The sequence below is a fragment of the Stenotrophomonas sp. YJH_SMC_81 genome, assembly GCF_059370875.1.
Genome location: NZ_JCAFUB010000004.1, coordinates 245842 through 271244 on the forward strand (window position 1 = coordinate 245842; position 25403 = coordinate 271244).

A 25403-nucleotide genomic window follows, 5' to 3' on the forward strand; every position below is an offset into this window, starting at 1 on the left:
CATTGGCGTTGAAACGCAGAATACCCCGCCGCAAGGCGGGGTTTTTCTTTTGGTAGATCCACGCCATGCGTGGATGGATCCCGGGGTCGTGTGGGTTCCCGAATCCCGGAAACGAAAAAACCCGCTTTCGCGGGTTTGATCATCTTGAGTCGTGGTGCCCAGGAGAGGACTCGAACCTCCACGGTTTTACCCGCTAGTACCTGAAACTAGTGCGTCTACCAATTCCGCCACCTGGGCGACTCAGGAGAAGAATTGTGCGGCACGGCAGAGAGTGTGTCAACAACATTTCACACTTTTTTCTGCGGTCGCACGCCCAGGTGGTGCAGCAGGCTGCGCATCGCCGGTGACAGCTGCGCCCACCCGGCGAAACAGGCGCACAGGCGGCGTTGTGCCCACGCATCGGCAAGCGGCACCGCAACGGTATGCGTACTGCGTCGATGCTGGCGCGCGATGCTCCGCGGCACGATGCCGACACCGATGCCGTGGCCGACCATGATGCAGACACCCTCGAAGGTCTTCATGCGGATGCGCACATCCAGGCGGCGCCCGATGTCGCGGGCCTGGTCTTCGATGTAGAACTGAAGCGCATTGCCATCGGCGAGGGCAACGAAGGTCTCGCCGGCGGCATCGGCGAAGGTCACGCTGCGCAGTGATGCAAACCGGTGATCGGCAGGCAGCAGCATCACCAGCGGATCTTCGGCCACCACATGCTGCTGCAGGCCGGTGGCGTCGACCGCATCACTGATGATGCCGGCCTCGGCCTGGCCAGCGCTGATTGCACGCACGACTTCGGGGCTGGTGCGTTCCAGCAGTTCGACGTGCAGGTGGGGTCGTTCGGCCAACCACGGTGCGAGCCGCGAGGGCAGGTAGCTGGTCAGTGCTGCGGTGTTGGCATACAGATGCAGGGTGCCGCGCGCCCCCTGCGCGAATGCCTGCAGTTCGCCGCGCAGCTGCGCCTGCTGTTGCAGGATCAGGCGTGCATGGTGGGCGAGGGCGGCGCCGGCTTCAGTCAGGCTGACGCCACGTGGATGCCGGTTCAACAGCAGGATGCCGGCATCGGCTTCGATCGTGCGCAGCCGCTCGCTGGCCGAACCCAGGGCCAGGTTCGCCTGCGTTGCGCCGGCAGTGATGCTCCCCGCCTCGGCGATTGCCAGGAACAGGCGCAGGTCGGCGATGTCCATCCGCATGTGATGCCCTCGTCGCAACGGCTGAGCCTTCGGATCAGCCGAAGGCAGGGCCGGGAAGACCGCATTGTGCGCCGGGCGACGGCCCGATCCAATGAAGGCATGAATGAATCGATGTACTTCTATGGGCTGCTGGTGGTGGTGTTCGTGCTGGCCGGCGTGGTCAAGGGCGTGACGGGCATGGGGCTGCCGACGGTGGCGATGGGCCTGCTCGGTGGCGCGCTGTCGCCGGTGGCGGCGGCGTCGATGCTGTTCATCCCGACCTTCGTCACCAATGCGTGGCAGCTGCTGTCCGGGCCGTCACTGGGCCACATCGTGCGGCGCCTGTGGCCGATGATGCTGGCCGTGGTGGTGGTGACGCTGGGTTCGGCAGCGTTGCTGGTACGGGTCGATCGCAGCGGGTCGCGCGTTGCGCTGGGCGTGGCCCTGATGGTCTATGCCGCCTATGCGTTGCTTGCGCCGGTGTTCCGCGTGCCGCAGCGGCGCGAGCGCTGGCTGGGGCCGCTGGTGGGCGCGCTGTCCGGCGTAGTGACCGGCGCCACCGGCGTGTTCGTGATGCCGGCGGTGCCGTACCTGCAATCACTGGGGTTGCAGCGCGAAGAACTGGTGCAGGCGCTCGGGCTGGCGTTCACCGTATCGACGATTGCACTGACCACGGGCCTGGTGCTGCACGGTGCGTTCGGCATCCAGCAGCTGGGCTTGAGTGCACTGGCGGTGGTGCCGGCACTGCTGGGCATGTGGCTGGGGCAGGTGATCCGGCAGCGCATCAGTGCGCGGCTGTTCCGCGCCTGCTTTCTGGGTTTCCTGCTGCTGCTCGGGCTGGAGCTGGTGCTGCGGCCGCTGCTGTGACGCCGGCCGCCCCGGGGAGGCGTGGCAATGCCGGATGACAGGCATGAAAAAACCCGCTTTCGCGGGTCTTTCTCATTCTCGACGTGGTGCCCAGGAGAGGACTCGAACCTCCACGGTTTTACCCGCTAGTACCTGAAACTAGTGCGTCTACCAATTCCGCCACCTGGGCGTCGAGGAGCGAGATTATGGGGTGTTGTTACGGGGGTGTCAACAATTTTTGTGGGCCTGGGGGTGGATCCGGTTTCGCCTGCGAGATGGGCTACGACCCCATCTCACTCGCTTGGGGTCAGAGCCCTTTCCTTCGGAAAGGGATCCGACCCCGCTACCGGATCGCAGGCAAAAAAAATCCCCGCCGAAGCGAGGAGTTTTTTCGTTGGTGCCCAGGAGAGGACTCGAACCTCCACGGTTTTACCCGCTAGTACCTGAAACTAGTGCGTCTACCAATTCCGCCACCTGGGCGTTCCAGAGGCGCAATTGTGAAGATGAATCCGGGAGCTGTCAACGACTTCCTGAAATTATTTCATCCAACGCCTCCAAGGCGGGCGCTGACCCGTTCTGCACGCCGTCAACGGCTACCATGTAGGGCGATGACTACCAAAAAACCAAGCAAGGGCGGGAGCAAGTCCCGCAGCCAAGGCCCGAAGAAGGGCCCGAAGGCGGGCGCAGCCCGCACCACCAAGCCGGGCAAGCCGTTGCCGGGCTGGTTCCCCGAATTGAATGAAGGCGGTGCGCCGCCACGCGGCCGCAAGGTCCGCACCGCTGATGCGGCAGCACCCGGCCCGGCCCCGGGCCGCAAGCTGCCGCCGACCGGCAAGGTGATCGACGATCCCTATGCCGCCCGCGAAGCAGAGAAATACGAACAGCCCATCGCCAGCCGCGAGGCCATCCTGGCCCTGCTGGAGCGTTGCGAAGGGCCGCAGACCGCCGAGGAACTGGGGGCACGCCTGGGCCTGACCGCACCGGATCGGGCCGAGGCGCTGTCGCGCCGGCTTGGTGCCATGGTCCGTGATGGCCAACTGGTGCAGAACCGCCGCGGCGGCTTCGCCCCGATCCAGACCCTGAACCTGGTCACCGGCGTGGTGATCGCCAACCCGGAGGGGTTCGGCTTCCTGCGCCCGGTCGAGGGCGGCGACGACCTGTTCCTGCCGCCGTATGAAATGCGCAAGGTCATGCACGGCGACAAGGTGCTGGCCCGCGTGACCGGCATCGACCACCGTGGCCGTCGCGAAGGCAGCATTGCGCGCGTGCTCGAACGCGGCATGACCCGCCTGATCGGCCGCTTCAGCGTCGAGATGGGGATCAATTACGTGGTACCTGACGACAAGCGCGTGCAGCGCAACGTGCAGGTACCGCCGGACCAGACCGGGGGCGCGCGTGATGGCCAGCTGGTGGTCTGCGAACTGACCCAGGCCCCGGACAGCCGCCGCCCGCCGATCGGCCGCATCATCGCCGTGCTCGGCGACAAGCTGACCGCATCGCTGGTGGTGGAGACCGCCATCCACGGCCATGAACTGCCGTTCGAGTTTCCGCAGGAGGTGCTGGACGAAGCCGCCTCGGTGCCGCTGGTGGTCGAGCCGGCAATGATCGGCGATCGTGTCGATCTGCGCAGCACGCCGCTGGTTACCATCGATGGCGAGGATGCCAAGGACTTCGACGACGCGGTGTACTGCGAGCCGAATGCCGATGGCTTCCGCCTGGTGGTGGCCATTGCCGATGTTTCGAACTACGTCCGCCCCGGCACACCGCTGGACGAAGAAGCGCAGAAGCGTGCCACCTCGGTCTACTTCCCGGGCTTCGTGGTGCCGATGCTGCCGGAGACGTTGTCCAATGGCATCTGCTCGCTGATGCCCAAGGTCGACCGCATGTGCTTCGTCTGCGACATGCAGATCGACCGCGATGGCCTGGTCACGCATTCGCGCTTCTACGAGGCCGTGATGAATTCGCACGCGCGCCTGACCTACACCCAGGTGTGGAAGGCGGTGGGCGAGGACGATGCCGATACCAAGGCCTGGATGGGTGACCTGCTGCCGCAGGTGCAGCGCCTGCACCAGCTGTACAAGGTGCTGTCAAAGGCACGTGCCAAGCGCGGTGCCATCGAGTTCGAAAGCAGCGAGGTACGCTTCGTGCTGGACAACCGTGGTGAAGTCACCCAGGCCGGCATGCTGGTGCGCAACGACGCGCACAAGCTGATCGAGGAATGCATGATCGCGGCCAATGTGGAGGCGGCGAAGTACCTGCTGTCGCGCCATGTGCCGGCCCCGTACCGCATCCACGAGAAGCCGCCGGAAACCAAGTACGCCGACCTGCTGGAATTCCTCAAGGAGTTCAAGCTGAGCCTGCCACCGTGGTCGAAGGTGCGCCCGGGTGACTACACCAAGCTGCTGAAGAAGATCCGCGACCGCCCCGATGCGACGCTGCTGGAGTCGGTGTTGCTGCGCAGCCAGAGCCTGGCGATCTACAGCCCGGAGAACCACGGCCACTTCGGCCTGGCGCTGGAGGCCTACGCGCACTTCACGTCGCCGATCCGTCGCTATCCCGACCTGCTGGTGCACCGCGCGATCAAGCATGCGCTGTCCGGCAAGCCGCTGGACAAGTTCACCTACAACGCCCGCGAGATGGCCGCGCTGGCGCTGCAGTGTTCCGAGCGTGAGCGCCGTGCCGACGAGGCCGAGCGCGAGGTCGACGAGCGTTACCGCGCGGCGTGGATGGAAAAGCACGTGGGCGGCCAGTTCGACGGCGTGATCAGCGGCGTGACCAGCTTCGGCCTGTTCGTGGAACTGGACGAGTCGAAGGTGCAGGGCTTGGTCCACGTGACCCAGCTGCCGCAGGACTATTACAAGTTCGACGCGACCCGCAAGACGTTGACCGGCGAGCGCCGCGGCGGCAGCTACCGGCTGGGCGACCGCGTGCGCATCCTGGTGCTGAAGGCCAGCATGGAAGAACGCAAGATCGACTTCCGCCTGGTGGAACACAAGGGTGAGGACGAGGGTGACGGGTTGCCACCGCTGCCTGAGCGGGGCAAGCCGGCCAAGCGGACCAAGAAGCAATATTGAAAGGCGTGCCGACCAACGGTCGGCACCCACCTCACCCGGTAGGTGCCAACCGTTGGTTGGCACGCACCGCTCGTCAGGTAGGTGTCGACCTTGGTCGACACGATCTTCCGGAGGAAAGCAGCAATGCAAGGCCAACCCGAATACAGCGGCGGTTGCCAGTGCGGCGCGATCCGCTTCCACGTGCGTGGCGCGCTGACCGACAGCTCGATCTGCCATTGCCGGATGTGCCAGAAGGCCTTTGGTGCCTACTACGCGCCGCTGGTGTCGGTACGCGGTGTGCAGTTCAGCTGGACCCGCGGCCAGCCGCGCTATTTCCAGTCGTCCAACGTGGTGCGGCGTGGCTTCTGCGCCGACTGCGGTACGCCATTGACCTACGAAGCGCCCGATGGCGTGGCGGTGGCTGCTGGCGCGTTCGACGAAGCCGAACGCCTGCCTCCGACGATCCAGTACGGGGTCGAACGCAAGCTGCCCTTCGTCGACAGCCTGGCCAGCCTGCCGGTACGGCGTACCGAGCAGGACATCGCGGCCCTGGACTTCCTGGCCACGATCGTGTCCCACCAGCACCCCGACCACGACACGCCGCACTGGCCACCGCGCAGCCGGTGAGGTTTGTGTAGAGCCGAGCCCATGCTCGGCGGCCTTGAAGCGCGGCCGCCGCCGATGCTCTACCATAGCCACCCCCTTTCCGGTCCCCGCCCGCATGAGCAAGAACAGCCAGTGGATCGTCGGCGTCAACGCCGTCGCCTCCTCCATCGAGAACGACGCCGAGAACGTCCGCGAAGTGCTGGTCGAGGCCGGAGCGAAGAACCCGCGCCTGACCGAGATCGAGGAAAACGCCCGCCGCAAGGGCATCGACGTGCGCAAGGTGAACAGCCAGGCGCTGGACGGTGTGGGCGGCTCGGTGCGCCACCAGGGCGTGGCCGCGCGCTATGCCGCCGCCCCCACCTACAGCGAGAACGAGCTGGAAGGCCTGGTCACTGCGGCCGAGGGCAAGGCGCTGCTGCTGGTGCTGGACGAGGTGCAGGACCCGCACAATCTGGGTGCCTGCCTGCGCTCGGCCGCTGCGGCCGGTGCGACTGCAGTGATCATCCCCAAGGACAAGTCGGCCACGGTCAACGCCACCGTGCGCAAGACCTCGGCCGGCGCCGCCGACCTCATCCCGGTGGTGGCGGTAACCAACCTGTCGCGCTGCCTGAAGGACCTGCAGAAGCAGGGCGTGTGGATCTACGGTCTGGCCGGTGAGGCCACCGCGTCGCTGTACCAGCTGGACCTGAAGGGCAACATCGCGCTGGTGCTGGGCGGCGAGGCCGATGGCCTGCGCCGCCTGACCCGCGAGAACTGCGATGGCCTGGTCAAGATCCCGATGCCGGGCGAGATCGAGAGTCTGAATGTTTCCGTCGCGGCCGGCGTCAGCCTGTTCGAGGCCGTGCGCCAGCGCGGTTGATCTGTTGAGCCGAGCCCACGCTCGGCTATCGCATACCCGATCAGGAAAGCAGCCGAGCATGGGCTCGGCTCTAAGAAGCCGCTACCCCGCGCTGCCACCCAGTGCCTTGAACAGGGTCACGTCGTTGTTCAGCTGGCCCTGGCGCACGCGCGCCAGCGACAGCTCGGCATCGCGCCGGGTCTGCTGCGCTTCCAGCCAGGTGCGCAGATCGGTAGCACCCACGCGATAACGCACTTCCTGCGCGCGCTCCACTTCCACCGCTTCCTCGTACGAAGCCTGCGAGGCAGCGACCTGGCGCGCCAGCTGCTCGCGCGCGGACAGGGCGTTGTCCACTTCCGAGAGCGCGGTGTACAGCGTCTTGCGGAAATTGGTCGCGGCGATCTGATAGCTGGTGCCGGCGATATCGGTATCCAGCTGCGCGCGCTGCAGGTTGAGGAATGGCAGCGAAAGGCCGGCACCCAGCGTGGCCACCGGATTGCGCAGTACATCGCCCAGCGAGGCCGCACTGGAACCGAGGCTGCCGGTCAGGCTCAGCGCCGGGTAGTACTGGGTGGCGGTGACCCTGATGGTCTTCAGGCTGTTGCGCAGGCGGAGTTCTGCCGCACGCAGGTCGGGGCGGCGGCCGAGCAGATCGGCCGGCAGCCCCTCGACAATGCGCGGGCTGTGTGCGCCCAGCAGGTCCTGCGGTTCGTCCTGCTGGGGCCAGGGCGTGCCGTCCAGCAGCACGGTCAGTGCGTTGCGCACCTCCACCCGCTGCTGTTCCAGCGCGCTCTGCGAGGCGCGCTGCGATTGCAGGTTCTGCAGCGCCTGGCGCACTTCCAGGCGCGATACCGCACCGGCGTCGAAGCGGGCCTGCACCAGTTCGCGGGTGCGCTCCAGCCGCTCCAGGTTGGCCTGGCCGGTGGCGATCGACTGGTTCAGGTAGGCCAGGTTCCAGTACTGGGTGATGGTGTCGCTGATCACCAGCAGGGCGGTATTCTGCCGGTCTTCCTCGCTGGCTTCGGCTTCCCAGCGGGCGATGTCGCGCTGGGTGCGCAGGCGTCCCCACAGATCCACCTCCCAGCCCAGCGATACGCCGGTGGAGTAGCTGCGGCGCCATTCGTCGGCCTGGTCGGTGGCGCGGCTGGCATTGCCGCTGACGCCCGATGACGAAGGCTGCGGCCACAGCGCGTTGCTGGCCAGGCCGGCCTGCAGGCGCGAACGCTGCACGGCCAGGCCGGCGGCGGCCAGGTCGCTGTTGGCGGCCAGCGCCTGCGCCACCAGGCGGTCCAGGCGCTCGTCGCCGAAGCCGCTCCACCAGGTGTCCTGGCGGATGTCGTGGCCCGGTGTGTCCAGGCTGCTGCGCGGGTCGTCGGCCGGTGCGTTGAGGGTGGCATCGCCACGCCCATACTGGGCCGCCACGTCGGGATCGGCCACCGGATAGCGGCCGACAGAGGCGCAGCCAGACAGGGCGAGCAGAACGGCACCCGCCAGCAGCCGGCGCGAGGGGGCAGGGAAGGGCAGTCGGGTCATCATCTTCATTCGCGTGCCAGGGCCTCTACCGGGTCGAGCTGCGCGGCGTTGCGCGCGGGCAGGAAGCCGAATGCCACGCCGATCAGGGTCGAGCAGGCGAAGGCGGCAACAATCGAGGCGGTGGAGAACAGCACCTGGAAGTCGCTGGCGAAGCGGCCGATCATCGAGCCCAGCAGCAGGGCCAGGCCGATGCCGAGCACGCCACCGAGCAGGCACACCAGCACCGCTTCGATCAGGAACTGCTGGCGGATATCACCTTGTCGTGCACCGACGGCCATGCGCACCCCGATCTCTCGGGTGCGCTCGGTCACCGACACCAGCATGATGTTCATCACGCCGATGCCGCCGACCAGCAGCGCGATGGCGGCGATGGCGCCGATCAGCAGGGTCATCGTGCGCGTGGTCTGTTCGATGGTGTCGCGGATCTCCGCGCTGTTGCTGAGGAAGAAATCCTCGGTGCCGTGGCGCATCGTCAGCAGGCGGGTGATCGCTTCCTGAGCGGCATCCATCGGTGTGTTGTCGTCCACGCGCACGGTGATGCTGGAGACATGGCTCTGGCCGAGCATGCGCGACATCACCGTGGTGTAGGGCACCCACACGCTGAGGCTGGTGCTGCCACCGAAGCCGAAACTCTGGCGCTTGGCCACGCCGACCACGCGTGCCGGCACGTTGCCGAGCAGGATCACCTGTCCGACCGGGTCGACATCGGGGAAGAACTGGGTCTGGGTGTTCTCGTCGATCACCGCCACCTGGCCCAGGCCCTTGACTGCATCGGCATCGAAGAAGCTGCCACTGAGCAGAGTCACGCCCTTGACCCGGAAGAACTGCTCGCCGACGCCGCTGACCTGGGCGGTGGACGACTGGTTGCGGTAACGCGCGGTGACCGAGGTCGACACGCTGGGCGTGGCGCTGTCCACGTAGCTCTGCTTTGCCAGTGCATCGGCATCGCTGGCCTTGAGCGTCTGTACCCGCGCCGAGCGCATGTCGCCAAAACCGCGGCCGGGGTAGACGTCGATGGTATTGGTGCCGAGCGCGCTGATGTTCTGCAGGATCTGCTGCTGCGAGCCGTTGCCCAAGGCCACCACCGAGACCACCGAGGCGATGCCGATGATGATGCCGAGCATGGTCAGGAAGGTGCGCAGGCGATGGGCGTTCATCGCCAGCAGCGCCATGCGGAACGCTTCGGTGAAGCGGTCGCGGGCCGCCCGCCAGCTGTTGCCGTGGGCGACGCCGGTACTGGCTTCGCGCTGGGCGCGGTAACTCGGCGCATCCGGATTGGCGCGGTCGGCAATGATCTCGCCATCGCGGATCTCGATGATGCGCTGCGCGTGCTGGGCCACGCTCATGTCGTGGGTGACGATGATGATGGTGTGGCCTTCGGCATGCAGTTCGCCGAGGATCGCCATCACTTCCTCACCGGATTTCGTATCGAGCGCGCCTGTTGGTTCGTCGGCCAGGATCACCTCGCCGCCGTTCATCAGGGCGCGTGCGATCGACACGCGCTGCTGCTGGCCACCGGAAAGCTGGCCTGGCTTGTGATGCATGCGGTCGCCCAGCCCCAGCCGCCGCAGCAGTTGCTCGGCACGCGCGTTGCGCACCGGCCCGGGACTGCCGGCGTAAACGGCCGGCACTTCCACATTGCCGCGCGCGTCGAGGTCGCCGAGCAGGTGGTAGCGCTGGAAGATGAAACCAAAATGCTCGCGGCGCAGTTCGGCCAGTTCGTCCGGCTCCATCTTTCCGGTTTCGCGGCCGGCCACTTGGTAGCTGCCGCGAGTGGGACGGTCAAGGCAGCCGAGGATGTTCATCAGCGTCGACTTGCCCGAGCCGGACTGGCCAACGATGGCGACCATCTCGCCGGCGTGGATGTCGAGATGGACGTCGCGCAGTACGGCGATCACATCGTCGCCGGCCGGGAATTCACGTCGCAGGTCGCGCAGGCGCAGCAGCGGCGCCGTCGTGCTCATCGGCGCCCCATGCCCGGGCCACCGACCCGCATCTGCATGCCGCCGCGGTTGCCGCCGGTGCTGGCACCGGCCGCACCGGCTTCGCCGACCACCACGCGCTCGCCTTCCTTCAAGCCGGACAGGATCTCGGCCGAGGCGCCGTTGTTGATGCCCACGGTGACCTTGCGCGGCTGCGGTTGGCCCTCGTCGTCCAGCACCCGCACCATCCGCTCATCGCCACGGCGCTTCGGTCCCAGTGCCACCGCCGGCACCATCAGCACGCCCTTGGCCTGCTTGAGCAGTACCGAGACCTGCGCGGTCATGTCGATGCGCAGCGTGCCGTCCGGGTTTTCCACATCAAACAGCGCGTTGTAGTAGACCGCGCTGCTGGAGCTGGAGCTGGAGGAGCTGCTGGAGCTGGACGAATTCTCGTTGGCGATCGAGGCCGGCGCCGGATTGATCTGGCGCAGCGTGGCGTGATACTTGCGGTCCGGGTCGCCCAGGGTGGTGAAGTACACCGGCATGCCGGGCTTGATCTTGACCACGTCGGCCTCGGAGATCTCGGCATTGACGGTGACCACGTCCAGCCGCGCCAGCATGACGATGGTCGGTGCGGTCTGGTTGGCGTTCACGGTACGGCCTTCTTCGGCCACCACCGCGACCACGGTGCCGTCCATCGGTGCGGTGATGCGGGTGTAGGCCAGGTTGGCGCGGGCGGTGCCCAGCTCGGTTTCGCGGCCCTTGATCTGCGCCTCGTAGGACTGCAGTTGGGCGCGGGCGGTCTTCAGCTGTGCCTCGGCGGCATCGTATTCCTGGCGCGAGGTGGCCTCGGCGGCCAGCATCTGCTGCTGGCGCGCGAACTCCAGTTCGGCCTGGCGCAGGGTGGCTTGCTGCACCGCGCGCTGGGCAGTGACCTGGTCCAGCGAGGCCTGCGCGTTGAGCACCTGGTTCTGCTGGGTGGTGGCATCGATCTCGGCGATCAGGTCGCCTTCCTTCACGGTGTCGCCCAGCTGTACCTTCAGCGATTTGATCTGGCCCGAGGCCTGCGCGCCGACGCTGACCAGCTTGTAGGCGTCGATCACGCCGGTGGCATCCACCGTTTGTTCAATGTCACCGCGGCTGACCGGCGAGGTTGCCACCGCCGGGGCGGCGGGCTTGCGCAGCAGCCACCAGGCGGTCGCGGCGACGATCAGGGCGAGCAGGGCGATCAGCATCAGGCGACTCCGGCGGGTCGCTGGCAGCAGGCGGAACGTCACGTCGTGGCTTCACTCTCGAGGCCGCGAAGGCGGCGTTGGTGGGCATTGTGAAGACCGGGCGATGGACGGCTCAATCCTCGGGGTATGTCTGTATGTAACACTGTCGGTGAACAGGCGTAACCACAGGTATCCCGCCCGCGGGTGGATACACTGGTACGCATTGCCCCGGATGCGGTTCAGCTGCCGACACGGGATGATCGCGACATGGAGACTGAAAACCCGATGCATCGACTGCTGATCGTCGACGACGACAACGACATCCGCACGCTGCTGGCCGAGCAGCTCGGCCGCGCCGGCTACCAGGTGAGCACTGCGGCCGATGGCACCGCCATGCGCCAGCTGCTGGACCGCGAGCACGTGGACCTGATCGTGCTGGACCTCAACCTGCCGCGCGAGGATGGTCTGACCCTGTGCCGTGACCTGCGTGCGCGTTCGAACACGCCGGTGATCATGCTGACCGCGCGCGCCGAGCCGATCGACCGCGTGCTGGGCCTGGAAATGGGCGCCGACGACTACCTGGCCAAGCCGTTCGAGCCGCGCGAGCTGCTGGCGCGCATCCGCAACGTGCTGCGCCGGACCGAGGCGCTGCCGGCCAACCTGGAACCACTGGCGGTACGCCGCGCGCGTTTCTCGCGCTGGGTATTCGACCTGGAGCATCGCCACCTGGTCGATCCGGATGGCCGCGTGGTGGTGCTGTCCGGCGCCGAGTTCCGCCTGCTGCGGGTGTTCATCGCCCACGCCAACAAGGTGCTGTCGCGCGAGCAGCTGGTCGCGCTCAGCAGTGGCCGCAACTACGAGGCTCAGGACCGCGCGATCGACCTGCAGGTCAGCCGCCTGCGCAACAAGCTGGGCGACGATGGTGGCCCGGATGGACTGATCAAGACCGTGCGCAACGAAGGCTACGTGCTGGCCTCGTCGGTCAACCTGGAATAAACCGCGATGAAGCGCCTGCGCCATTTCCTGTCCTCGATGGTCGGGCGGTTGTTCGTGATCCTGCTGCTGGGCATGGCGGTGGCTGCGATCGGCGCGACCATGCTGGCCACCTCCAAGCGCCAGCAGGAGTTCGAGCGGCAGAACCTGAACCGCATCGCCGACCGCCTGCAGGGCTACGTCAACCTGCTGGACGGCAATCCGGAGCTGCGCGAGCGCCTGCTGGCGATCGGCGGGCCGAGCGTGCGCGCGCTGCAGCCGGGCGCACGCCTGGGGCGTGCCGACACGGCGCTGATGGAAGTACTGGAAGACCGCCCCGGGCCGGTGTCGCGCGCGCACGTGCACTTCGCTTCGTTCCGCTCCTGCATTCCCAAACTGCAGGAGCTGCTGCCGCCGCCGCCGCCGGGCCACCGGCGGCCGCCGCGCGAACGCGACCCCGCGTTCATCCCGCCCAGATGCCGTGCAGTGGACGTGACCCTCAACGACGGCACGCTGCTGAAGCTGGCACTGGACTCGCCGGCGGTGGCGCACAACGGCATCCTCGCCGTGGACCCATGGTTCCTGACCCTGCTGGTGCTGGCGATTGCCGTGCTGGCCTATATCGTCGCGCGCATGGCCAGCGCGCCGCTGCAGGAACTGGCCGCAGCCGCAGAAGACCTTGGCGATGACCTGCAGCGCGACCCGTTGCCACTGCGCGGGCCGCGCGAAGTGCAGCGTGCCGCCGAAGCCTTCAACGCCATGCAGCACCGCCTGCAGCGGCACCTGGCCGAACGCACGCAGATGCTGGCGGCGATCACCCACGACCTGCAGACGCCGCTGACGCGGCTGCGCCTGCGCCTGGAGAATGTCAGCGACGAGGCCCTGCGTGAGCGCCTGATCGGCGACCTGGCGGCGATGCAGGCGCTGGTGCGCGAGGGCCTGGAACTGGCGCGCAGCGCCGAGAGTGCCGAGCAGCGCGCCGCACTGGACCTGGATTCGCTGCTGGAGAGCATTGTTGAGGACGCCGCCGAAGGCGGCGGTGATGTGGTCTTCGAAGGGGGCAGTGGTTCGGTGCTGATGTTGCGTCCGTTGGCCATGCACCGGCTGTTCTCCAACCTGGTGGACAACGCGGTGATGTACGCGCAGCGGGCACGGGTGCGGGTTGAGCGGAGCGGCGGTGCAATTACCGTGGTGGTGGCCGATGACGGCCCGGGCCTGGCCGAAGAGCAGCTGGAGGCGGTGTTCGATCCGTTCGTGCGGGTGGAGACCTCGCGTTCGCGCGAAACCGGCGGGGCCGGCCTGGGCCTGACCATCGCGCGCGCCCTGGCCGAGAAGGACGGCGCCCGGCTGTGGCTGCGCAACCGGGCCGAAGGTGGCCTGGAGGCGGTGGTGCAGTGGCCGGCCAGTGCCCAGGTGGTGGCGCCCGGCCGCGCCGGCTGAGTCGGCGCGCTGCGGACGGTGACGCCGGGGCCGCGGTTTGGCCTATCATCTGCGCATCTCCCCAGTCTCCCCCCGATGAGCCAGCCCGTTCCTGCCGGCATGCCATTGCACGCTGCCCGGCCGTTCCCGCACGCTGCCGCGTCCTGCAGCCGCACCTGGCCGCCGCCGCTGCGGTGATGGGCGGGCAGGGGGACAAGAGGCGCTGGGTGGAGCGCCGCGCATCAGGATTCAGGCGGGCACTGCGGCAGGGCCTGTTGTGGCTGCTGCTGGCCCTCGCGCTGCCGTTGGCTGCGCAGGAAGGCGCGCCCCCGCTGCGCGACTACGCCATTGATGTATGGACCTCGCGCAATGGCCTGCCGCACAACTCGCTGCGCGACATTGCGCAGACACCGGAAGGCCATCTGTGGTTCGCCACCTGGGAAGGGCTGGTGCGCTACAACGGCCTGGATTTCACCGTGTTCGACCGCAGCACGCGCCCGGGCCTGCGCGACAACGGCATCGGTGCTCTGTTCGTCGACCGCCAGGGCGGACTGTGGATCAGCGATTCACGCGGCAACGTCAGCCACCGTGGCAGTGATGGCCAATGGCGGGTCTGGGAGCACCAGGCCGATACGCCGCAGGTGTTGATCCAGTCCATGCAGATGGACAGCCAGGGGCGGCTGTGGCTGCTGTACGAAGGCAAGGGCATCGGCTACCTGACGCCGGACAGCGGCATTGTCTACCAGGCGCCGGCGGCGGACCTGCCGATGGCGATGAGCTTCACCAGGCTGGTGGTCGACGCGCAGGACCGGGTCTGGGTCGGTACGCTGGACGGGCTGGTGCTGCGCGACAACGATGGCGTGCTCAAGCGCGCCCCCGCCGCATGGGGGCTGGGTGCCGGCAGTGGCCTGTCGTGGCCCTACCGTGCGCCGGATGGCGCGTTGTGGATCGTCGCCGGTGAGCGCCTGTACCGGGTGGAGGACGACCAGCTGGTGCTGGTGCACCGCCTGCCGGGCCAGCTGCACATGACCTCGATGCTGCAGGACCGGCACGGTGACCTGTGGCTGGGAACCGAGAACCAGGGCCTGCTGCGCATCTCCGCACATGGCCTGGAGCGACTGCCGGCCGGCCTGAACCTGCCGGGCGGACGCGTGGTCAGCCTGCGCGAGGATGCCGAAGGCAGCATCTGGGTGGGCGCCAACGGCGGGCTCTATCGCCTGCGCGAAACGCTGTTCAGCAGCTACACCGAGCGCGATGGGCTCAGTGGCGACTACGTGCGCACGGTATTCGAGGATCGAGATCGCCAGCTGTGGGTCGGCAGCGCCAGTGGCTTGGACCTGCAGACGCCGGATGGCCGGTTCCGTGCCGTGCCGCTGCACAACCGCGGTGGCAAGGCACCGTCCGTCCTGAGCCTGGCGCAGGGGCCGGATGGTGATCTGTGGGTGGGCACCTTCGGCGATGGGGTCTACCGGCTCGGCCGCGACGGCCACCTGCGCCACAACTACGCGGCAGCCGACGGCATGCCGGGTGGCAACATCCGTGCGATCAGCGTTGATTCCCAGGGCGTGGTCTGGGCCGGCACGCAGAAGGGCGTGGTGCGCATCGACGGCGACCATGTGCAGGTCTCGAACGTGCCGGGCATGCCCGGCGGCCTGATCACCGCGCTTGAGCATGACCATCAGGGCAACCTGTGGATCGGCACCATCGAAGGCATCCGCGTGCTGCGCGGCGACCACGTGCAGTCGATCGATCTGGCGCCGCTGGGCGGTGGCCGCAGCGTGTTCGGCTTCCACCAGCTGGGCGACGCGATGTGGATCAGCAGTGATCGCGGCCTTTACCGCTGGCGCAATGGCAGGCTGGCACGGGTCGGCCTGGAGCAGGGCATGCCGGTGGATGCGGTGTTCCAGCTGGTGCCGGATCGCCTTGGCAATGTGTGGATCAGCAGCAATCGCGGCGTGTTGCGCACCGATATGGCCACCCTCAACGCCGTGGCCGATGGCCGCACGCCGCGGGTGGCGGTGGAGCGTTACAACGAGATCGACGGCATGGCCAATGCACAGGCCAACGGCAGCTCCAGCCCATCGGCGATCCTGCGCCAGGACGGCACGTTCTGGGTGGTCACCGCAGGCGGCCTGAGCACGGTCGACCCGCAGCGCCTGCAGCGTTTCCGCGAGCGGCCATCGCCGCCAGCCGCGATCGAGAGCGTGCAGGTGGATGGCGCGCCGGTGCATTGGGAAGGGCCGGATCGCAACCATGTTCCCGGGGGGCGCCGGTTGGCGGTGAGCTATGTCGGCCTGAGCTACCTGATGTCCGACCGGATCCGCTACCGCACGCGGCTGGACGGGCTGGATGCCGGCTGGGTCGAGCGCGGCCCGCAGCGCAGCGTCGAGTTCGTCGGACTGCCGCCGGGCGACTACACCCTGCATGTGGCGGCCGCCCATCCCGGCGGCAGCTGGGGCCAACAGGAGGCGGTGTGGAGCTTCACCGTGGAGCCGTTCTGGTGGCAGCGCCGCAGCGTGCAGGTGCTGGCGGGGATGCTGCTGCTGGCTGGCCTTGTGGCCCTGTACCGGCTGCTGCTGCAGCAGCTGAAGGCCAGCAATCTGCGCCTGGCACGGCGGGTGGACGAAGCGACCTTCGACCTGCAGGCCAAGACGGTGCACCTGCAGGCGCTGAACCAGGAAAAGACCGAACTGGCCGAGCGCCTGGCGCGCCAGGCCGAAGCCTTCGAGCGGCAGGCCCGCGAGGATGCCCTGACCGGCCTGGCCAATCGCCGCGCCTTCGACGAAACGCTGGCGCGTGACTTCGCCCGGTCACAGCGCAGTGGTCATCCGTTGTGCCTGGTGGTGCTCGACATCGATCACTTCAAGGAGGTCAACGACCGCCACAGCCACAGCATCGGCGATGCCGTGCTGGTGCAGGTGGCGTCATTGATCGCAGCGGCCTGCCGCGACTCCGACCTGCCGGCGCGCACCGGCGGCGAAGAGTTCGCGCTGCTGCTCAACGACACCCGCCTGGAGGAAGCCGCACAGCTGTGCGCGCGCCTGCGTGGCCTGTTCCATGATCATCCCGATTGGGGCGGCGTGGCGGGCCTGCGTGTCACCTTCAGCGCGGGCCTGGTAGAGCTGGATGCCGACGACCGCACCCCGGCACTGCTGTACCAGCGCGCCGACCGCGCGCTGTACCGTGCCAAGAGCGACGGCCGCGATCGCACGAGCATCGGTTGATCACATCCACGCATGGCGTGGATCTACTGGAGTGCCGCACCAAGCGGCGGTGCCGACCAATGGTCGGCACCCACCAAAGGAGTACCCACCACAGAGGTCGTCGGCAGCCCCAACGAGCGCAGCGATCCGCTGTTGCTCCTGCTTTTCTGATCTTTCCGTGGCACCCAGCAACGTGTCCGTGGCCGGACGGGTGGGCTGCGCAGGGGCGTGAGCCGCATGGATGCGGCGACCGAGCTTACATGGACGTACTTGCAGCGTCCCCTGCGCAGTCCACCCGCCCGGCCCAACTGATGATTCGCTTCACGCCACGAGGGGCTCCGCCGTTGGCCGCTTCACCGCGGCCAGGCGTTGGCGATGGTGCAGAACAGCCGCGCGGTCTGCTCGGTGTCATACACCGCGCTGTGTGCCTCGTTGGCATCCCAACCCAGCCCGGCGGCGGTGGCCGCACGCGCCAGCACGGTCTGGCCGTAGGCGATACCGGCCAGGGTGACCGTGTCGAACACGCTGAACGGATGGAACGGGTTGCGCTTGTGGCCGGTGCGGGCCACGGCCGCGTTGACGAAGCCGAGGTCGAAATGCGCGTTGTGGCCCACCAGGATCGCGCGCTGGCAGCCGTACTTCTTCATCGCCGCACGCACCGGAGTGAAGATGTGGTCCAACGCCGCTTTTTCTTCCTTGGCCAGCCGGAACGGGTGGTCGAGGATGATGCCGGTCACTTCCAGCGACTTCGGATCGATTTCCAGGCCCTCGGCTGGGACCACGTGGGCACTGGCGGTGTGGCCGGGGTAGAGCAGGCCGTTCTCGTCCATCTCGATCGGCACCGCAGCGATTTCCAGCAGCGCATTGCGCTGGCTGTCGAAGCCACCGGTTTCCACATCCACCACCACCGGCAGGAAGCCGCGGAAGCGTTGTGACATCGCGCGCTGCGCCTGGGGTACTGCGGAATCGGGAGCGGCGGCAGGTGCGGAGGGGGAGTCAGTCATGCGTGAATTCTAGCAGAGCGACCCTGAGCGCCCGGCCAGCCTTCTGCGCATGGGTTCCCTGCGTGGGCGTGTGTCGACCAAGGTCGACACCTACCGGGCACCGCACGCTCAGGATTCCGGTGCCAACCTTGGTTGGCACACGGCGCACCGATCATGGCCGGCATCTAGCGCACCGCAGGCCGTGCCGTCGTGACCGATAGCTGCCACCGGGCCAACCAGGCGTCCACGCTCAGCTTGCCGGCGCCAGTGAAGATCAGCGGCAGCAGCATGGCCATGAACAGCACCGGCAGCTTGAAGTTGCCGTAGCCCTGGTCGCTGATGGCATACCCCATCGCGAGGTCACCCAGCGAATTCCATTGCATCGGCCAATGCACCGCATAGGTCGCCACCACGGTCAGCACCAGCAGGCTGGCGGCGGCGAAGCGGGTACCGAAACCAAACAGCAGGCAGGCCGCGCCAACCAGTTCGAACCAGGTGGCCAGCTGCCAGTTCAGGGCAGCAGGCAGTTGGTTGAACGGGAACGGGAAGGCGTCCTGCAGGTCGGCGAACCAGTTCTGGCCGTGCAGCTTCTCACGGCCGGATTCGAAGTATTCCCAGGCCAGCAGCAGGCGCAGGCCCAGCGGCGCCACCCAAGGGGCGAGACGGTCCAGCCGGCCGCGCGCGGCGGCCAGGAGCGGCAGGTTCATCGTTGGATCTCCAGTGGAAGAGGCGTCAGGGCGGGGGTGCGGCCGGGCCGATCACGCCGGCCTGCAGGAACTGCAGCAGCAGTGCAGCACCGGGCTCGGCCAGTGCGTCTTCGGCCAGGCCGTGCGAGGTGGCCAGCTGCTGCAGGTACGTCTGTCCTTCCAGGCCGGGCCGTTCGCCGATGCTGGCCAGCAGGTGTACCGCCAGCGGGCTGAGCGCGGCGAATCGCACTTCACCGTCGGCTTCGCGGCGGACCAGCAGGCCGGTGGGTTCTGGAAGGGGCTGGGTCGGCGCATCCTCTGCACCGAGACGGTGCACCGGCCATTGGTACAGCAGCGGCCATGCCAGCGGCGAACGCCGCAGCGGCACCCGAAGTGGATCAGTATCGCCAGGCGCAGGAAGCGGTTCGGCCTGCAGCTGGTACAGCGCGGTTTCCACCCACTCGTAGTGCGCCAGTTCGGCCAATGCCGGGTGCGGCAGCTGTGGCTGCGCCTGCAGCCACTGCACAAATTCAGCGGCCAATTCGGTGAACAGCGGTGTCTGGCAGCGATGCGTGGCGAAGTAGTGGCGCACCAGGGCGCTCCAGGCCGGTTCGCCAAGCAGGCGCACGCAGACCGGGAAACCGTTGCTCAACAGGCCGAGCAGGTTGTTGAACAGCAGGTGCCGGTATACCGCGACCCGGCGTGGATCCAGGCCGGCCGGCGCAGGTACCGCCTGCGGGTCGCGCAGGTGTGCGGTGAACGCGTGCTGCTGCGCGCGCAGGGTGTCGGCGGAATCAATCATGTGCCATCCCGGCGTGCGTGGCCTGCAGGCGGCGGATGGTCTGCAGTTCGCCCTGCAGTTCTGCATAAGGCGGGAAATTGAAATCGCGTTCGAGCAGGGTGGGGCGCGGGCCGATGCGTGCATAGGTACGTGCCAGCAGCGCCCAGACCGGATCGATCACCGCGCTGCCGTGGGTATCGATTTTCAGGTCCGGGGCTTCATCCAGATGACCGGCCACATGCAGGCAGACGATGCGCTGCGCAGGCAGGCCGGCGATGAAGGCATCGGCATCGTAGCCGTGGTTGCAGGCGTTGACGTAGACGTTGTTGACGTCCAGCAGCAGGTCGCAGTCGGCTTCGGCGAGCACCGCATTGGTGAACGCCAGCTCGTCCATCGCCGGTTCCGGTGCCAGGTAGTAGGACACGTTCTCCACCGCGATACGGCGGCCCAGCAGGTCCTGCACCGTGCGGATGCGCGCGGCGGTATGGCGCACGGCTTCGTCGGTAAAGGGAATCGGCAGCAGGTCGTACAGGTGGCCGTCGTCGCTGCAGTAGCTCAGGTGCTCGCTGTACAGCGGCACGCGGTGCTTCTCCAGGAACCGGCCGACCTGTTCCAGCAGCTGGGTATCCAGCGGTGCACTGCCGCCCAGCGACAGCGACAGGCCGTGGCAGCTCAGCGGATGGCGCTGCGCCAGTTCGGCCAGGGCATCACCGGCCGGGCCGCCGACATGGATCCAGTTCTCCGGTGCGCATTCGAGGAAGTCGAAGTCGCCTTCCGGGGCGTCACGCAGGTCCTGCAGCAGCGCCCGGCGCAGGCCCAACCCGGCGGCCGCCGCACGAAGCGGCGACCGCGGGTGGACGAGGCTGGCGCGGACGTCAGTGCTTGCCACCGCACTTGCCTTCGCCGCACTTGCCTTCAGCCGACTTCGTGTCGCCGGCCTTGGCCTTGGCGCCCGCTGCGCCGGCAGCCTTGCCCTTGTCGGCACCGCACTTGCCTTCGCCGCTCTTGCCATCGGCACCACACTTGCCTTCGGCGTGCTTGGTTGCGTCAGCGGCCATCTTGGTGTCGGCGGCCTTGGCATCGGTGCTGGCCTTGGCTGCCTGGCCGGCCACAAGGTAGCCCTGGGCGAGGTCGCTCATGCTCAGCGCCGAGGCGCTGGCGGTCATGCCCAGGCCGGCGGCCAGGGCGGTAGCGGTCAGCAGGGACAGGGTCTTGTTGGAACTGCTCATCGGTCTTACTCCTGGGTGGTGGGCAGGTGCCCGGGGTGAAACGATGGTGCAGCGATCCTACTCAACGAATCCTCGCCAAGAACTCAAATTTTCGTGAGATTTGTTACAGAAGCATCCGGAAGGTCTGCGCCGGGCAAGCACGGCGCCCACAACGCGGGCGGAACACCGCAAAAAAGGAAGGCCGCTGTCACAGGACAGCGGCCACCTTGGAGTCGACTCCGGTGTTGCAGTGCAGCGTCAGGGCTGGCCGGTGCTGGAGGTCTCGTCACGCTTCTCACGCGGTGGCAGCGGCTGCTCGCCGTGCACCAGGAACCACACGTTCTCGGCGATGTTGGTCGCGTGGTCGCCCACGCGCTCCAGGTTCTTGGCCATGAACAGCAGGTGGGTGCACGGGGTGATGTTGCGCGGGTCTTCCATCATGTACGTGAGCAGCTCGCGGAACAGCGCCGTGTACTGGGCGTCCAGGCGGGCGTCGTCCTCGCGCAGTGCCAGTGCGGCCTCGGCATCGTTGTCGCGGTAGGCGGCGATGGCACGGCGCACCTGCTGCGCGGCCAGGCGGCCCAGCGCGCGCAGGCCCTGGATCTGCGGCAGCGGCGGCACCTTGCCCAGCGCGATCGAGCGCTTGGCCACGTTCGCTGCATAGTCGCCGATGCGCTCGATGTCGGCCGGGATGCGCAGGCCAGCGAGGATCTCGCGCAGGTCGCGCGCCATCGGCCCACGCAGCGCCAGGCGCATCACGTCGTGGCTGATCTGCTGCTCAAGCGCGTCGATCGCTTCGTCGTTGGCGATGATGCGATGGGCGGCGTTCTCATCGCGTTTCTCGATCACGTCCATCGCCGCTTCGAGCTGGGCGACGGCCATCTCGCCCATGCGCACGATTTCGGCCACCAGGCGCTGCTGCTCCTCGTCGTAGCTCTTGACGATGTGGTCGTTGGGAAGGTTCATGGTTGTTCCGCTCTGTAGAGTCGAGCCATGCTCGACAGACGTTGTCTGGAGAGTCGAGCCACGCTCGACTGAGGTTTCAGCCGAAGCGACCGGTGATGTAGTCCTCGGTCTGCCGCTGCGACGGCTGCGAGAAGATCACTTCGGTGCGGTCGTGCTCGATCAGGTCGCCCAGGTACATGAAGGCGGTGTAGTCGGACACGCGCGCAGCCTGCTGCATGTTGTGGGTGACGATCACGATCGTGTACTCGTGCTTGAGTTCTTCCACCAGCTGCTCGATGCGGCTGGTCGAGATCGGGTCCAGCGCCGAGGTCGGCTCGTCCAGCAGCAGCACCGACGGGCGCAGGGCCACGGCACGGGCGATGCACAGGCGCTGCTGCTGGCCACCGGACAGGCCCAGTGCGCTCTGCCCCAGCTTGTCCTTCACTTCGTCCCACAGTGCGCCCTGGCGCAGCGCCTGCTCGACGCGGTCGGCCATATCGGCCTTGCTCAGCTTCTCGTGGTGGCGGATGCCGTAGGCCACGTTCTCGAAAATGGTCATCGGGAACGGCACCGGCTTCTGGAACACCATGCCGACCTTGCTGCGCAGGCGGTTCATCGGGTACTTCGGCGACAGGATGTTCTCGCCGTCCAGCAGCACTTCACCGCGCGCTTCCAGCTTCGGGTACAGCGCGTAGATGCGGTTGAAGATGCGCAGCAGGGTCGATTTGCCGCAACCGGAAGGACCGATCAGCGCGGTCACGCGCTTCTCCGGGATTTCCAGGTTGATGCCCTTCAGGGCATGGAACTTGTCGTAGTAGAAGTCCAGTCCGCGCGCGGCAAGCTTGACCGGAGCCGGGGTGTGCAGGCTCTCGTGCGAGGACGGCACGGCGATGCGCTGCATCGGCACGGCGTTGGAAAGGTCGTTCATGGCGTTATCCACGGAAAGGTCAGTCATGGGAGATACGGTTGCGCAGCAGGATGCCGCGGGCGGCAAGGCTGACCAGCAGCACGAAGACAGTCAGCACCAGGGCACCGGCCCAGGCCAGTACCTGCCAGGATTCATACGGGCTGCCGGCGAACTGGTTCATCACCACCGGCACCGAAGCCATTGGCTGGAAGATGTTGTTGTTCCAGTACTGGTTGCCGAAGGCGGTGAACAGCAGCGGAGCGGTCTCGCCGGAAATGCGGGCCAGCGCCAGCAGGATGCCGGTGATGATGCCGGCCGAGGCACTGCGGTACAGCACCTGCACGATCACCTTCCACTGCGGGATGCCCAGCGACAGGGCCGCTTCGCGCATCTGCGAGGGCACCAGGCGCAGCATTTCGTCGGTGGTGCGTACCACCACCGGCAGCACGATGAAGGCCAGCGACAGGGCGCCGGCGAACGCCGAGAAGTTGCCCCCGGTCTGCATCACGTACAGCGTGTAGACGAACAGGCCCAGCACGATGGACGGCGCCGACAGCAGGATGTCGTTGACGAAGCGGACCACGGTGCCGGCCTTGCGGGCGTTGCCATACTCGGCCAGCCAGGTACCGGCCAGCACGCCCAGCGGGGTGCCGATGCCGATGGCCAGTGCACACATCACGGCACTGCCGAAGAAGGCGTTGGCGAGGCCGCCGTCCTGCATCGGCGGCGGGGTCATCTTGGTGAACAGATCCCAGTTGATGCCGGCCAGGCCCTTGGCAGCCAGGGTGAACAGGATCCAGCCCAGGAAGAACAGGCCGAACAGGGCGGTGGCGCAGGACGCAGTGATCGCAACGACGTTGCCGATGCGGCGGCGCAGGTACAGCGAATCAGCGGTGGTGGACATCAGTTGCCCTCCTTGCGGGACAGGCGCATCAGCATCAGGCGGGCGATGGCCAGCACCACGAAAGTGACGATGAAGAGGACGAAGCCGAGCAGCAGCAGGGCCGAACGGTAGGTTTCAGTGGCTTCGCCGAAATCATTGGCGATCAGCGCGGCGATGGTGGTGCCCGGTTCCAGCAGCGACGGCGACAGGCGCACGCTGTTGCCGATCACGAAGGCCACCGCCATCGTTTCGCCCAGCGCGCGGCCCAGGCCGAGGAAGATGCCGCCGATGACCGCCGAACGGGTGTAGGGCAGGACGATGTCCCAGCTCACTTCCCACTTGGTGGAGCCCAACGCGTAGGCCGATTCCTTCAGACGGGTGGGCACGGTCAGGAACACCTCGCGCATCACCGAGGAAATGAACGGAATGACCATGATGGCCAGCACGAAACCGGCGGTGAGCATGCCGATGCCCAGCGGCGGGCCCTGGAACATCGGGCCGATGACCGGCCATTCGCCCAGGGTCTCGTTGAGGAACGGGGTGACGTACTCGGTCATCACTGGCACCAGCACGAACAGGCCCCACATGCCGTAGATGATCGAGGGGATGCCGGCCAGCAGTTCGATGGCGGTACCGACCGGGCCACGCAGCCAGCGCGGCGCGACTTCGGTGAGGAAGAAGGCGATGCCGAAGCTGACCGGCACGGCGATGACCATCGCGATGACGGCGGTGACCAGGGTGCCGTAGATCGGAGCCAGGGCGCCGAACTTGTTTTCGACCGGATTCCAGTCGGCGGAGAAGAAGAAGCTCAGCCCCTGCATCTGCAGGGCATGGCGACCGCCCCACAGCATCGACAGCGCGGCGCAGGCCAGGGCGATCAGTACGAAGATGACGGTGCCGACCAGCACCCATCGGAACAGTTTGTCGTTGCGGGCATCACGCGCATCACGCGTGGACGGGGCGGCTACAGGCTGGGCGATGGCATTCATGGGGACGGCTGGGCCAGGAAGGGGCGGGGCGGCACGGCGTGGAACAAGCGGTGCCCGCGCGGGGCGGGCACCGTCGAGTCCATCACTTCAGGTCGGTCGCCCAGTAGGCCTCGATCTGCTTGACCAGTTCGGCCGGCAGCGGCACGTAGTGAAGCTCGTTGGCCTGGGCCTGGCCGTTCTCGAAGGCCCACTTGAAGAAGGCCAGGGTGTCCTGGTTGCGCTTGGCGTCCTTCGGCTGCTTCTGCATCAGCATGAAGTTGGTGGCGGTGATCGGCCACGCCTGCTCGCCCGGGGCGTTGGTGATGACCAGGTTGAAGTCCTTGGCGCTGGCCCAGTCGGCGCTGGCGGCCGCAGCGGCGAAGGTTTCCGCGCTCGGCTCGACCCAGTTGCCGGCGGCGTTCTGCATGGCGGTGTACGGCATGCCGTTCTGCAGGGCATAGGCCAGTTCGACGTAGCCGATCGAGCCCTTGATCTGCTTCACGTAGGACGCAACGCCTTCATTGCCCTTGCCACCGACGCCGTCCGGCCACTGCACCGAGGTGCCTTCGCCGACCTTGCTCTTCCACTCCGGGCTGACCTTGGACAGGTAGTTGGAGAAGTTGAAGGTGGTGCCCGAACCGTCCGAACGGTGGACCAGGGTGATCTTGCCGTCCGGCAGCTTCACGCCCGGGTTGGCGGCGACGATCGCCGGGTCGTTCCAGGTCTTGACCTTGCCCAGGAAGATGTCGGCCAGCAGGGCGCCGCTCAGGCGCAGCTTGCCGGCTTCCAGGCCTTCGATGTTGACCACCGGCACCACGCCGCCGATGGCCGACGGGAACTGCGCCAGGCCGGCCTGGGCCAGCTCCTCGCTGCTCAGCGGCTTGTCGGACGAACCGAAGTCGACGGTCCCGGCCTTGATCTGGGCGATGCCGCCGCCGGAGCCGATCGACTGGTAGTTGATCTTGGCGCCGGTGCTGGCGTTGTAGTCAGCCGACCACTTGGAGACCAGCGGGAAGATGAAGGACGCGCCCGCGCCGGACACTTCGGCGGTCACCTTGGCACCGGCGGCGGCCGGAGCGGCGTTACCGTCGGCAGCCGGCTGCTGCGCGGCCTGCTTGTCGCCACCGCAGGCCGACAGGCCCAGGGCGATGGCCAGGGAAAGGGCGGCAAGGCCGGCCGAGTGCAGTTTCATGGTCACTCCATAGCGGGGAAGAGCCGACGTGGTCGGCGGATGCGGCTATGAAATGATGTTTTTGTTACAGCCGTATTA

21 protein-coding genes and 3 tRNA genes are annotated in these 25403 nt (G+C 67.3%); 7 read left to right on the forward strand and 17 right to left on the reverse strand.

Annotated features, from left to right (window positions below):
- Positions 1-152: 152 nt before the first annotated feature.
- Together AC5P8U_RS10565 and AC5P8U_RS10570 are read right to left on the reverse strand one after the other, a co-directional pair.
- Positions 153-237, reverse strand: a tRNA-Leu gene (locus AC5P8U_RS10565).
- A gap of 50 nt (positions 238-287) precedes the next feature.
- A complete protein-coding gene (locus AC5P8U_RS10570) occupies positions 288-1187 on the reverse strand; it encodes a LysR family transcriptional regulator (RefSeq protein WP_439426711.1) in 900 nt (299 codons plus the stop codon).
- A gap of 99 nt (positions 1188-1286) precedes the next feature.
- Between AC5P8U_RS10570 and AC5P8U_RS10575 the strand changes: the two genes are divergently transcribed.
- Positions 1287-2033: a sulfite exporter TauE/SafE family protein gene (locus AC5P8U_RS10575; RefSeq protein WP_088496950.1), complete on the forward strand. Its 747-nt coding sequence runs from the start codon at positions 1287-1289 to the stop codon at positions 2031-2033.
- A gap of 84 nt (positions 2034-2117) precedes the next feature.
- Here the strand turns inward: AC5P8U_RS10575 and AC5P8U_RS10580 are convergent.
- A tRNA-Leu gene (locus tag AC5P8U_RS10580) sits at positions 2118-2202 on the reverse strand.
- 205 nt (positions 2203-2407) lie between these two features.
- Positions 2408-2492, reverse strand: a tRNA-Leu gene (locus AC5P8U_RS10585).
- A 128-nt stretch (positions 2493-2620) separates the two neighbouring features.
- Here AC5P8U_RS10585 and rnr point away from each other — a divergent pair.
- From rnr to rlmB, 3 genes are all read left to right on the forward strand, one after another.
- Positions 2621-5086 carry a ribonuclease R gene (gene rnr / locus AC5P8U_RS10590; RefSeq protein WP_088497682.1) on the forward strand — a complete coding sequence of 822 codons (2466 nt, stop codon included), beginning with the start codon at positions 2621-2623 and terminating at the stop codon, positions 5084-5086.
- Between the two features lie 123 nt (positions 5087-5209).
- On the forward strand, positions 5210-5692 hold the full coding sequence (locus tag AC5P8U_RS10595) for a GFA family protein (protein WP_439426712.1): 483 nt from the start codon (positions 5210-5212) through the stop codon (positions 5690-5692).
- Between the two features lie 94 nt (positions 5693-5786).
- A complete protein-coding gene (gene rlmB, locus AC5P8U_RS10600) occupies positions 5787-6530 on the forward strand; it encodes a 23S rRNA (guanosine(2251)-2'-O)-methyltransferase RlmB (RefSeq protein ID WP_088497684.1) in 744 nt (247 codons plus the stop codon).
- Positions 6531-6611: 81 nt separating this feature from the next.
- Here the strand turns inward: rlmB and AC5P8U_RS10605 are convergent, their stop codons facing one another.
- The 3 genes from AC5P8U_RS10605 to AC5P8U_RS10615 are packed head-to-tail and all read right to left on the reverse strand — an operon-like array spanning position 6612 to position 11241.
- Positions 6612-8051: an efflux transporter outer membrane subunit gene (locus AC5P8U_RS10605; protein ID WP_447897258.1), complete on the reverse strand. Its 1440-nt coding sequence runs from the start codon at positions 8049-8051 to the stop codon at positions 6612-6614.
- Positions 8048-10006, reverse strand: a complete 1959-nt coding sequence (locus AC5P8U_RS10610; protein ID WP_227838069.1) for a MacB family efflux pump subunit — start codon at positions 10004-10006, stop codon at positions 8048-8050. The genes AC5P8U_RS10605 and AC5P8U_RS10610 overlap by 4 nt, the downstream gene beginning before the upstream one ends.
- Positions 10003-11241, reverse strand: a complete 1239-nt coding sequence (locus tag AC5P8U_RS10615; RefSeq protein ID WP_447897259.1) for an efflux RND transporter periplasmic adaptor subunit — start codon at positions 11239-11241, stop codon at positions 10003-10005. The genes AC5P8U_RS10610 and AC5P8U_RS10615 overlap by 4 nt, the downstream gene beginning before the upstream one ends.
- 204 nt (positions 11242-11445) lie before the next feature.
- Here AC5P8U_RS10615 and AC5P8U_RS10620 point away from each other — a divergent pair, with 204 nt between their 5' ends.
- The 3 genes from AC5P8U_RS10620 to AC5P8U_RS10630 all read left to right on the forward strand — a co-directional run bounded on the left by AC5P8U_RS10620 (position 11446) and on the right by AC5P8U_RS10630 (position 16793).
- Positions 11446-12174: a response regulator gene (locus tag AC5P8U_RS10620; RefSeq protein ID WP_005415886.1), complete on the forward strand. Its 729-nt coding sequence runs from the start codon at positions 11446-11448 to the stop codon at positions 12172-12174.
- A gap of 6 nt (positions 12175-12180) precedes the next feature.
- A complete protein-coding gene (locus AC5P8U_RS10625; RefSeq protein WP_072166784.1) occupies positions 12181-13590 on the forward strand; it encodes an ATP-binding protein in 1410 nt (469 codons plus the stop codon).
- A gap of 176 nt (positions 13591-13766) precedes the next feature.
- The gene (locus AC5P8U_RS10630; protein ID WP_088497688.1) at positions 13767-16793 is read left to right on the forward strand and encodes a ligand-binding sensor domain-containing diguanylate cyclase; all 3027 of its coding nucleotides are present in this window, start codon (positions 13767-13769) and stop codon (positions 16791-16793) included.
- 332 nt (positions 16794-17125) lie between these two features.
- Here AC5P8U_RS10630 and rnt read toward each other — a convergent pair whose 3' ends face one another.
- The 10 genes from rnt to pstS form a co-directional block, all read right to left on the reverse strand.
- The gene (rnt, locus tag AC5P8U_RS10635; RefSeq protein ID WP_188241231.1) at positions 17126-17710 is read right to left on the reverse strand and encodes a ribonuclease T; all 585 of its coding nucleotides are present in this window, start codon (positions 17708-17710) and stop codon (positions 17126-17128) included.
- A 230-nt stretch (positions 17711-17940) separates the two neighbouring features.
- A complete protein-coding gene (locus AC5P8U_RS10640) occupies positions 17941-18462 on the reverse strand; it encodes an HvfX family Cu-binding RiPP maturation protein (protein WP_072166783.1) in 522 nt (173 codons plus the stop codon).
- Positions 18463-18487: 25 nt separating this feature from the next.
- Positions 18488-19243: an HvfC family RiPP maturation protein gene (locus tag AC5P8U_RS10645; RefSeq protein WP_151355296.1), complete on the reverse strand. Its 756-nt coding sequence runs from the start codon at positions 19241-19243 to the stop codon at positions 18488-18490.
- Positions 19236-20111, reverse strand: a complete 876-nt coding sequence (locus AC5P8U_RS10650) for an HvfB family MNIO-type RiPP peptide maturase (protein WP_072166781.1) — start codon at positions 20109-20111, stop codon at positions 19236-19238. Before AC5P8U_RS10650 ends, AC5P8U_RS10645 begins: the two co-directional genes overlap by 8 nt.
- Positions 20098-20451 (reverse strand): hypothetical protein, encoded by a 354-nt coding sequence (locus AC5P8U_RS10655; protein ID WP_069137970.1) that lies wholly within the window; start codon positions 20449-20451, stop codon positions 20098-20100. Before AC5P8U_RS10655 ends, AC5P8U_RS10650 begins: the two co-directional genes overlap by 14 nt.
- 237 nt (positions 20452-20688) lie before the next feature.
- Entirely contained in the window at positions 20689-21396 is a 708-nt protein-coding gene (gene phoU / locus AC5P8U_RS10660; RefSeq protein WP_005415893.1) for a phosphate signaling complex protein PhoU, read from the reverse strand.
- A gap of 76 nt (positions 21397-21472) precedes the next feature.
- On the reverse strand, positions 21473-22303 hold the full coding sequence (pstB, locus tag AC5P8U_RS10665) for a phosphate ABC transporter ATP-binding protein PstB (protein ID WP_049411272.1): 831 nt from the start codon (positions 22301-22303) through the stop codon (positions 21473-21475).
- A gap of 19 nt (positions 22304-22322) precedes the next feature.
- On the reverse strand, positions 22323-23186 hold the full coding sequence (gene pstA / locus AC5P8U_RS10670; RefSeq protein WP_005415894.1) for a phosphate ABC transporter permease PstA: 864 nt from the start codon (positions 23184-23186) through the stop codon (positions 22323-22325).
- The gene (gene pstC / locus AC5P8U_RS10675; RefSeq protein ID WP_012479635.1) at positions 23186-24154 is read right to left on the reverse strand and encodes a phosphate ABC transporter permease subunit PstC; all 969 of its coding nucleotides are present in this window, start codon (positions 24152-24154) and stop codon (positions 23186-23188) included. The genes pstA and pstC overlap by 1 nt, the downstream gene beginning before the upstream one ends.
- An 82-nt stretch (positions 24155-24236) precedes the next feature.
- On the reverse strand, positions 24237-25325 hold the full coding sequence (gene pstS / locus AC5P8U_RS10680) for a phosphate ABC transporter substrate-binding protein PstS (protein ID WP_072166780.1): 1089 nt from the start codon (positions 25323-25325) through the stop codon (positions 24237-24239).
- Positions 25326-25403 lie beyond the last annotated feature (78 nt).

Coding starts and splice junctions, on each gene's coding strand:
- AC5P8U_RS10570 (WP_439426711.1), bottom strand. CDS start 1,187: ATGCGGATGGACATCGCCGACCTGCGCCTGTTCCTGGCAATCGCCGAG.
- AC5P8U_RS10575 (WP_088496950.1), top strand. CDS start 1,287: ATGAATGAATCGATGTACTTCTATGGGCTGCTGGTGGTGGTGTTCGTG.
- rnr (WP_088497682.1), top strand. CDS start 2,621: ATGACTACCAAAAAACCAAGCAAGGGCGGGAGCAAGTCCCGCAGCCAA.
- AC5P8U_RS10595 (WP_439426712.1), top strand. CDS start 5,210: ATGCAAGGCCAACCCGAATACAGCGGCGGTTGCCAGTGCGGCGCGATC.
- rlmB (WP_088497684.1), top strand. CDS start 5,787: ATGAGCAAGAACAGCCAGTGGATCGTCGGCGTCAACGCCGTCGCCTCC.
- AC5P8U_RS10605 (WP_447897258.1), bottom strand. CDS start 8,051: ATGAAGATGATGACCCGACTGCCCTTCCCTGCCCCCTCGCGCCGGCTG.
- AC5P8U_RS10610 (WP_227838069.1), bottom strand. CDS start 10,006: ATGAGCACGACGGCGCCGCTGCTGCGCCTGCGCGACCTGCGACGTGAA.
- AC5P8U_RS10620 (WP_005415886.1), top strand. CDS start 11,446: ATGGAGACTGAAAACCCGATGCATCGACTGCTGATCGTCGACGACGAC.
- AC5P8U_RS10625 (WP_072166784.1), top strand. CDS start 12,181: ATGAAGCGCCTGCGCCATTTCCTGTCCTCGATGGTCGGGCGGTTGTTC.
- AC5P8U_RS10630 (WP_088497688.1), top strand. CDS start 13,767: ATGGGCGGGCAGGGGGACAAGAGGCGCTGGGTGGAGCGCCGCGCATCA.
- rnt (WP_188241231.1), bottom strand. CDS start 17,710: ATGTCACAACGCTTCCGCGGCTTCCTGCCGGTGGTGGTGGATGTGGAA.
- AC5P8U_RS10640 (WP_072166783.1), bottom strand. CDS start 18,462: ATGAACCTGCCGCTCCTGGCCGCCGCGCGCGGCCGGCTGGACCGTCTC.
- AC5P8U_RS10645 (WP_151355296.1), bottom strand. CDS start 19,243: ATGATTGATTCCGCCGACACCCTGCGCGCGCAGCAGCACGCGTTCACC.
- AC5P8U_RS10655 (WP_069137970.1), bottom strand. CDS start 20,451: ATGAGCAGTTCCAACAAGACCCTGTCCCTGCTGACCGCTACCGCCCTG.
- phoU (WP_005415893.1), bottom strand. CDS start 21,396: ATGAACCTTCCCAACGACCACATCGTCAAGAGCTACGACGAGGAGCAG.
- pstB (WP_049411272.1), bottom strand. CDS start 22,303: ATGAACGACCTTTCCAACGCCGTGCCGATGCAGCGCATCGCCGTGCCG.
- pstA (WP_005415894.1), bottom strand. CDS start 23,186: ATGTCCACCACCGCTGATTCGCTGTACCTGCGCCGCCGCATCGGCAAC.
- pstC (WP_012479635.1), bottom strand. CDS start 24,154: ATGAATGCCATCGCCCAGCCTGTAGCCGCCCCGTCCACGCGTGATGCG.
- pstS (WP_072166780.1), bottom strand. CDS start 25,325: ATGAAACTGCACTCGGCCGGCCTTGCCGCCCTTTCCCTGGCCATCGCC.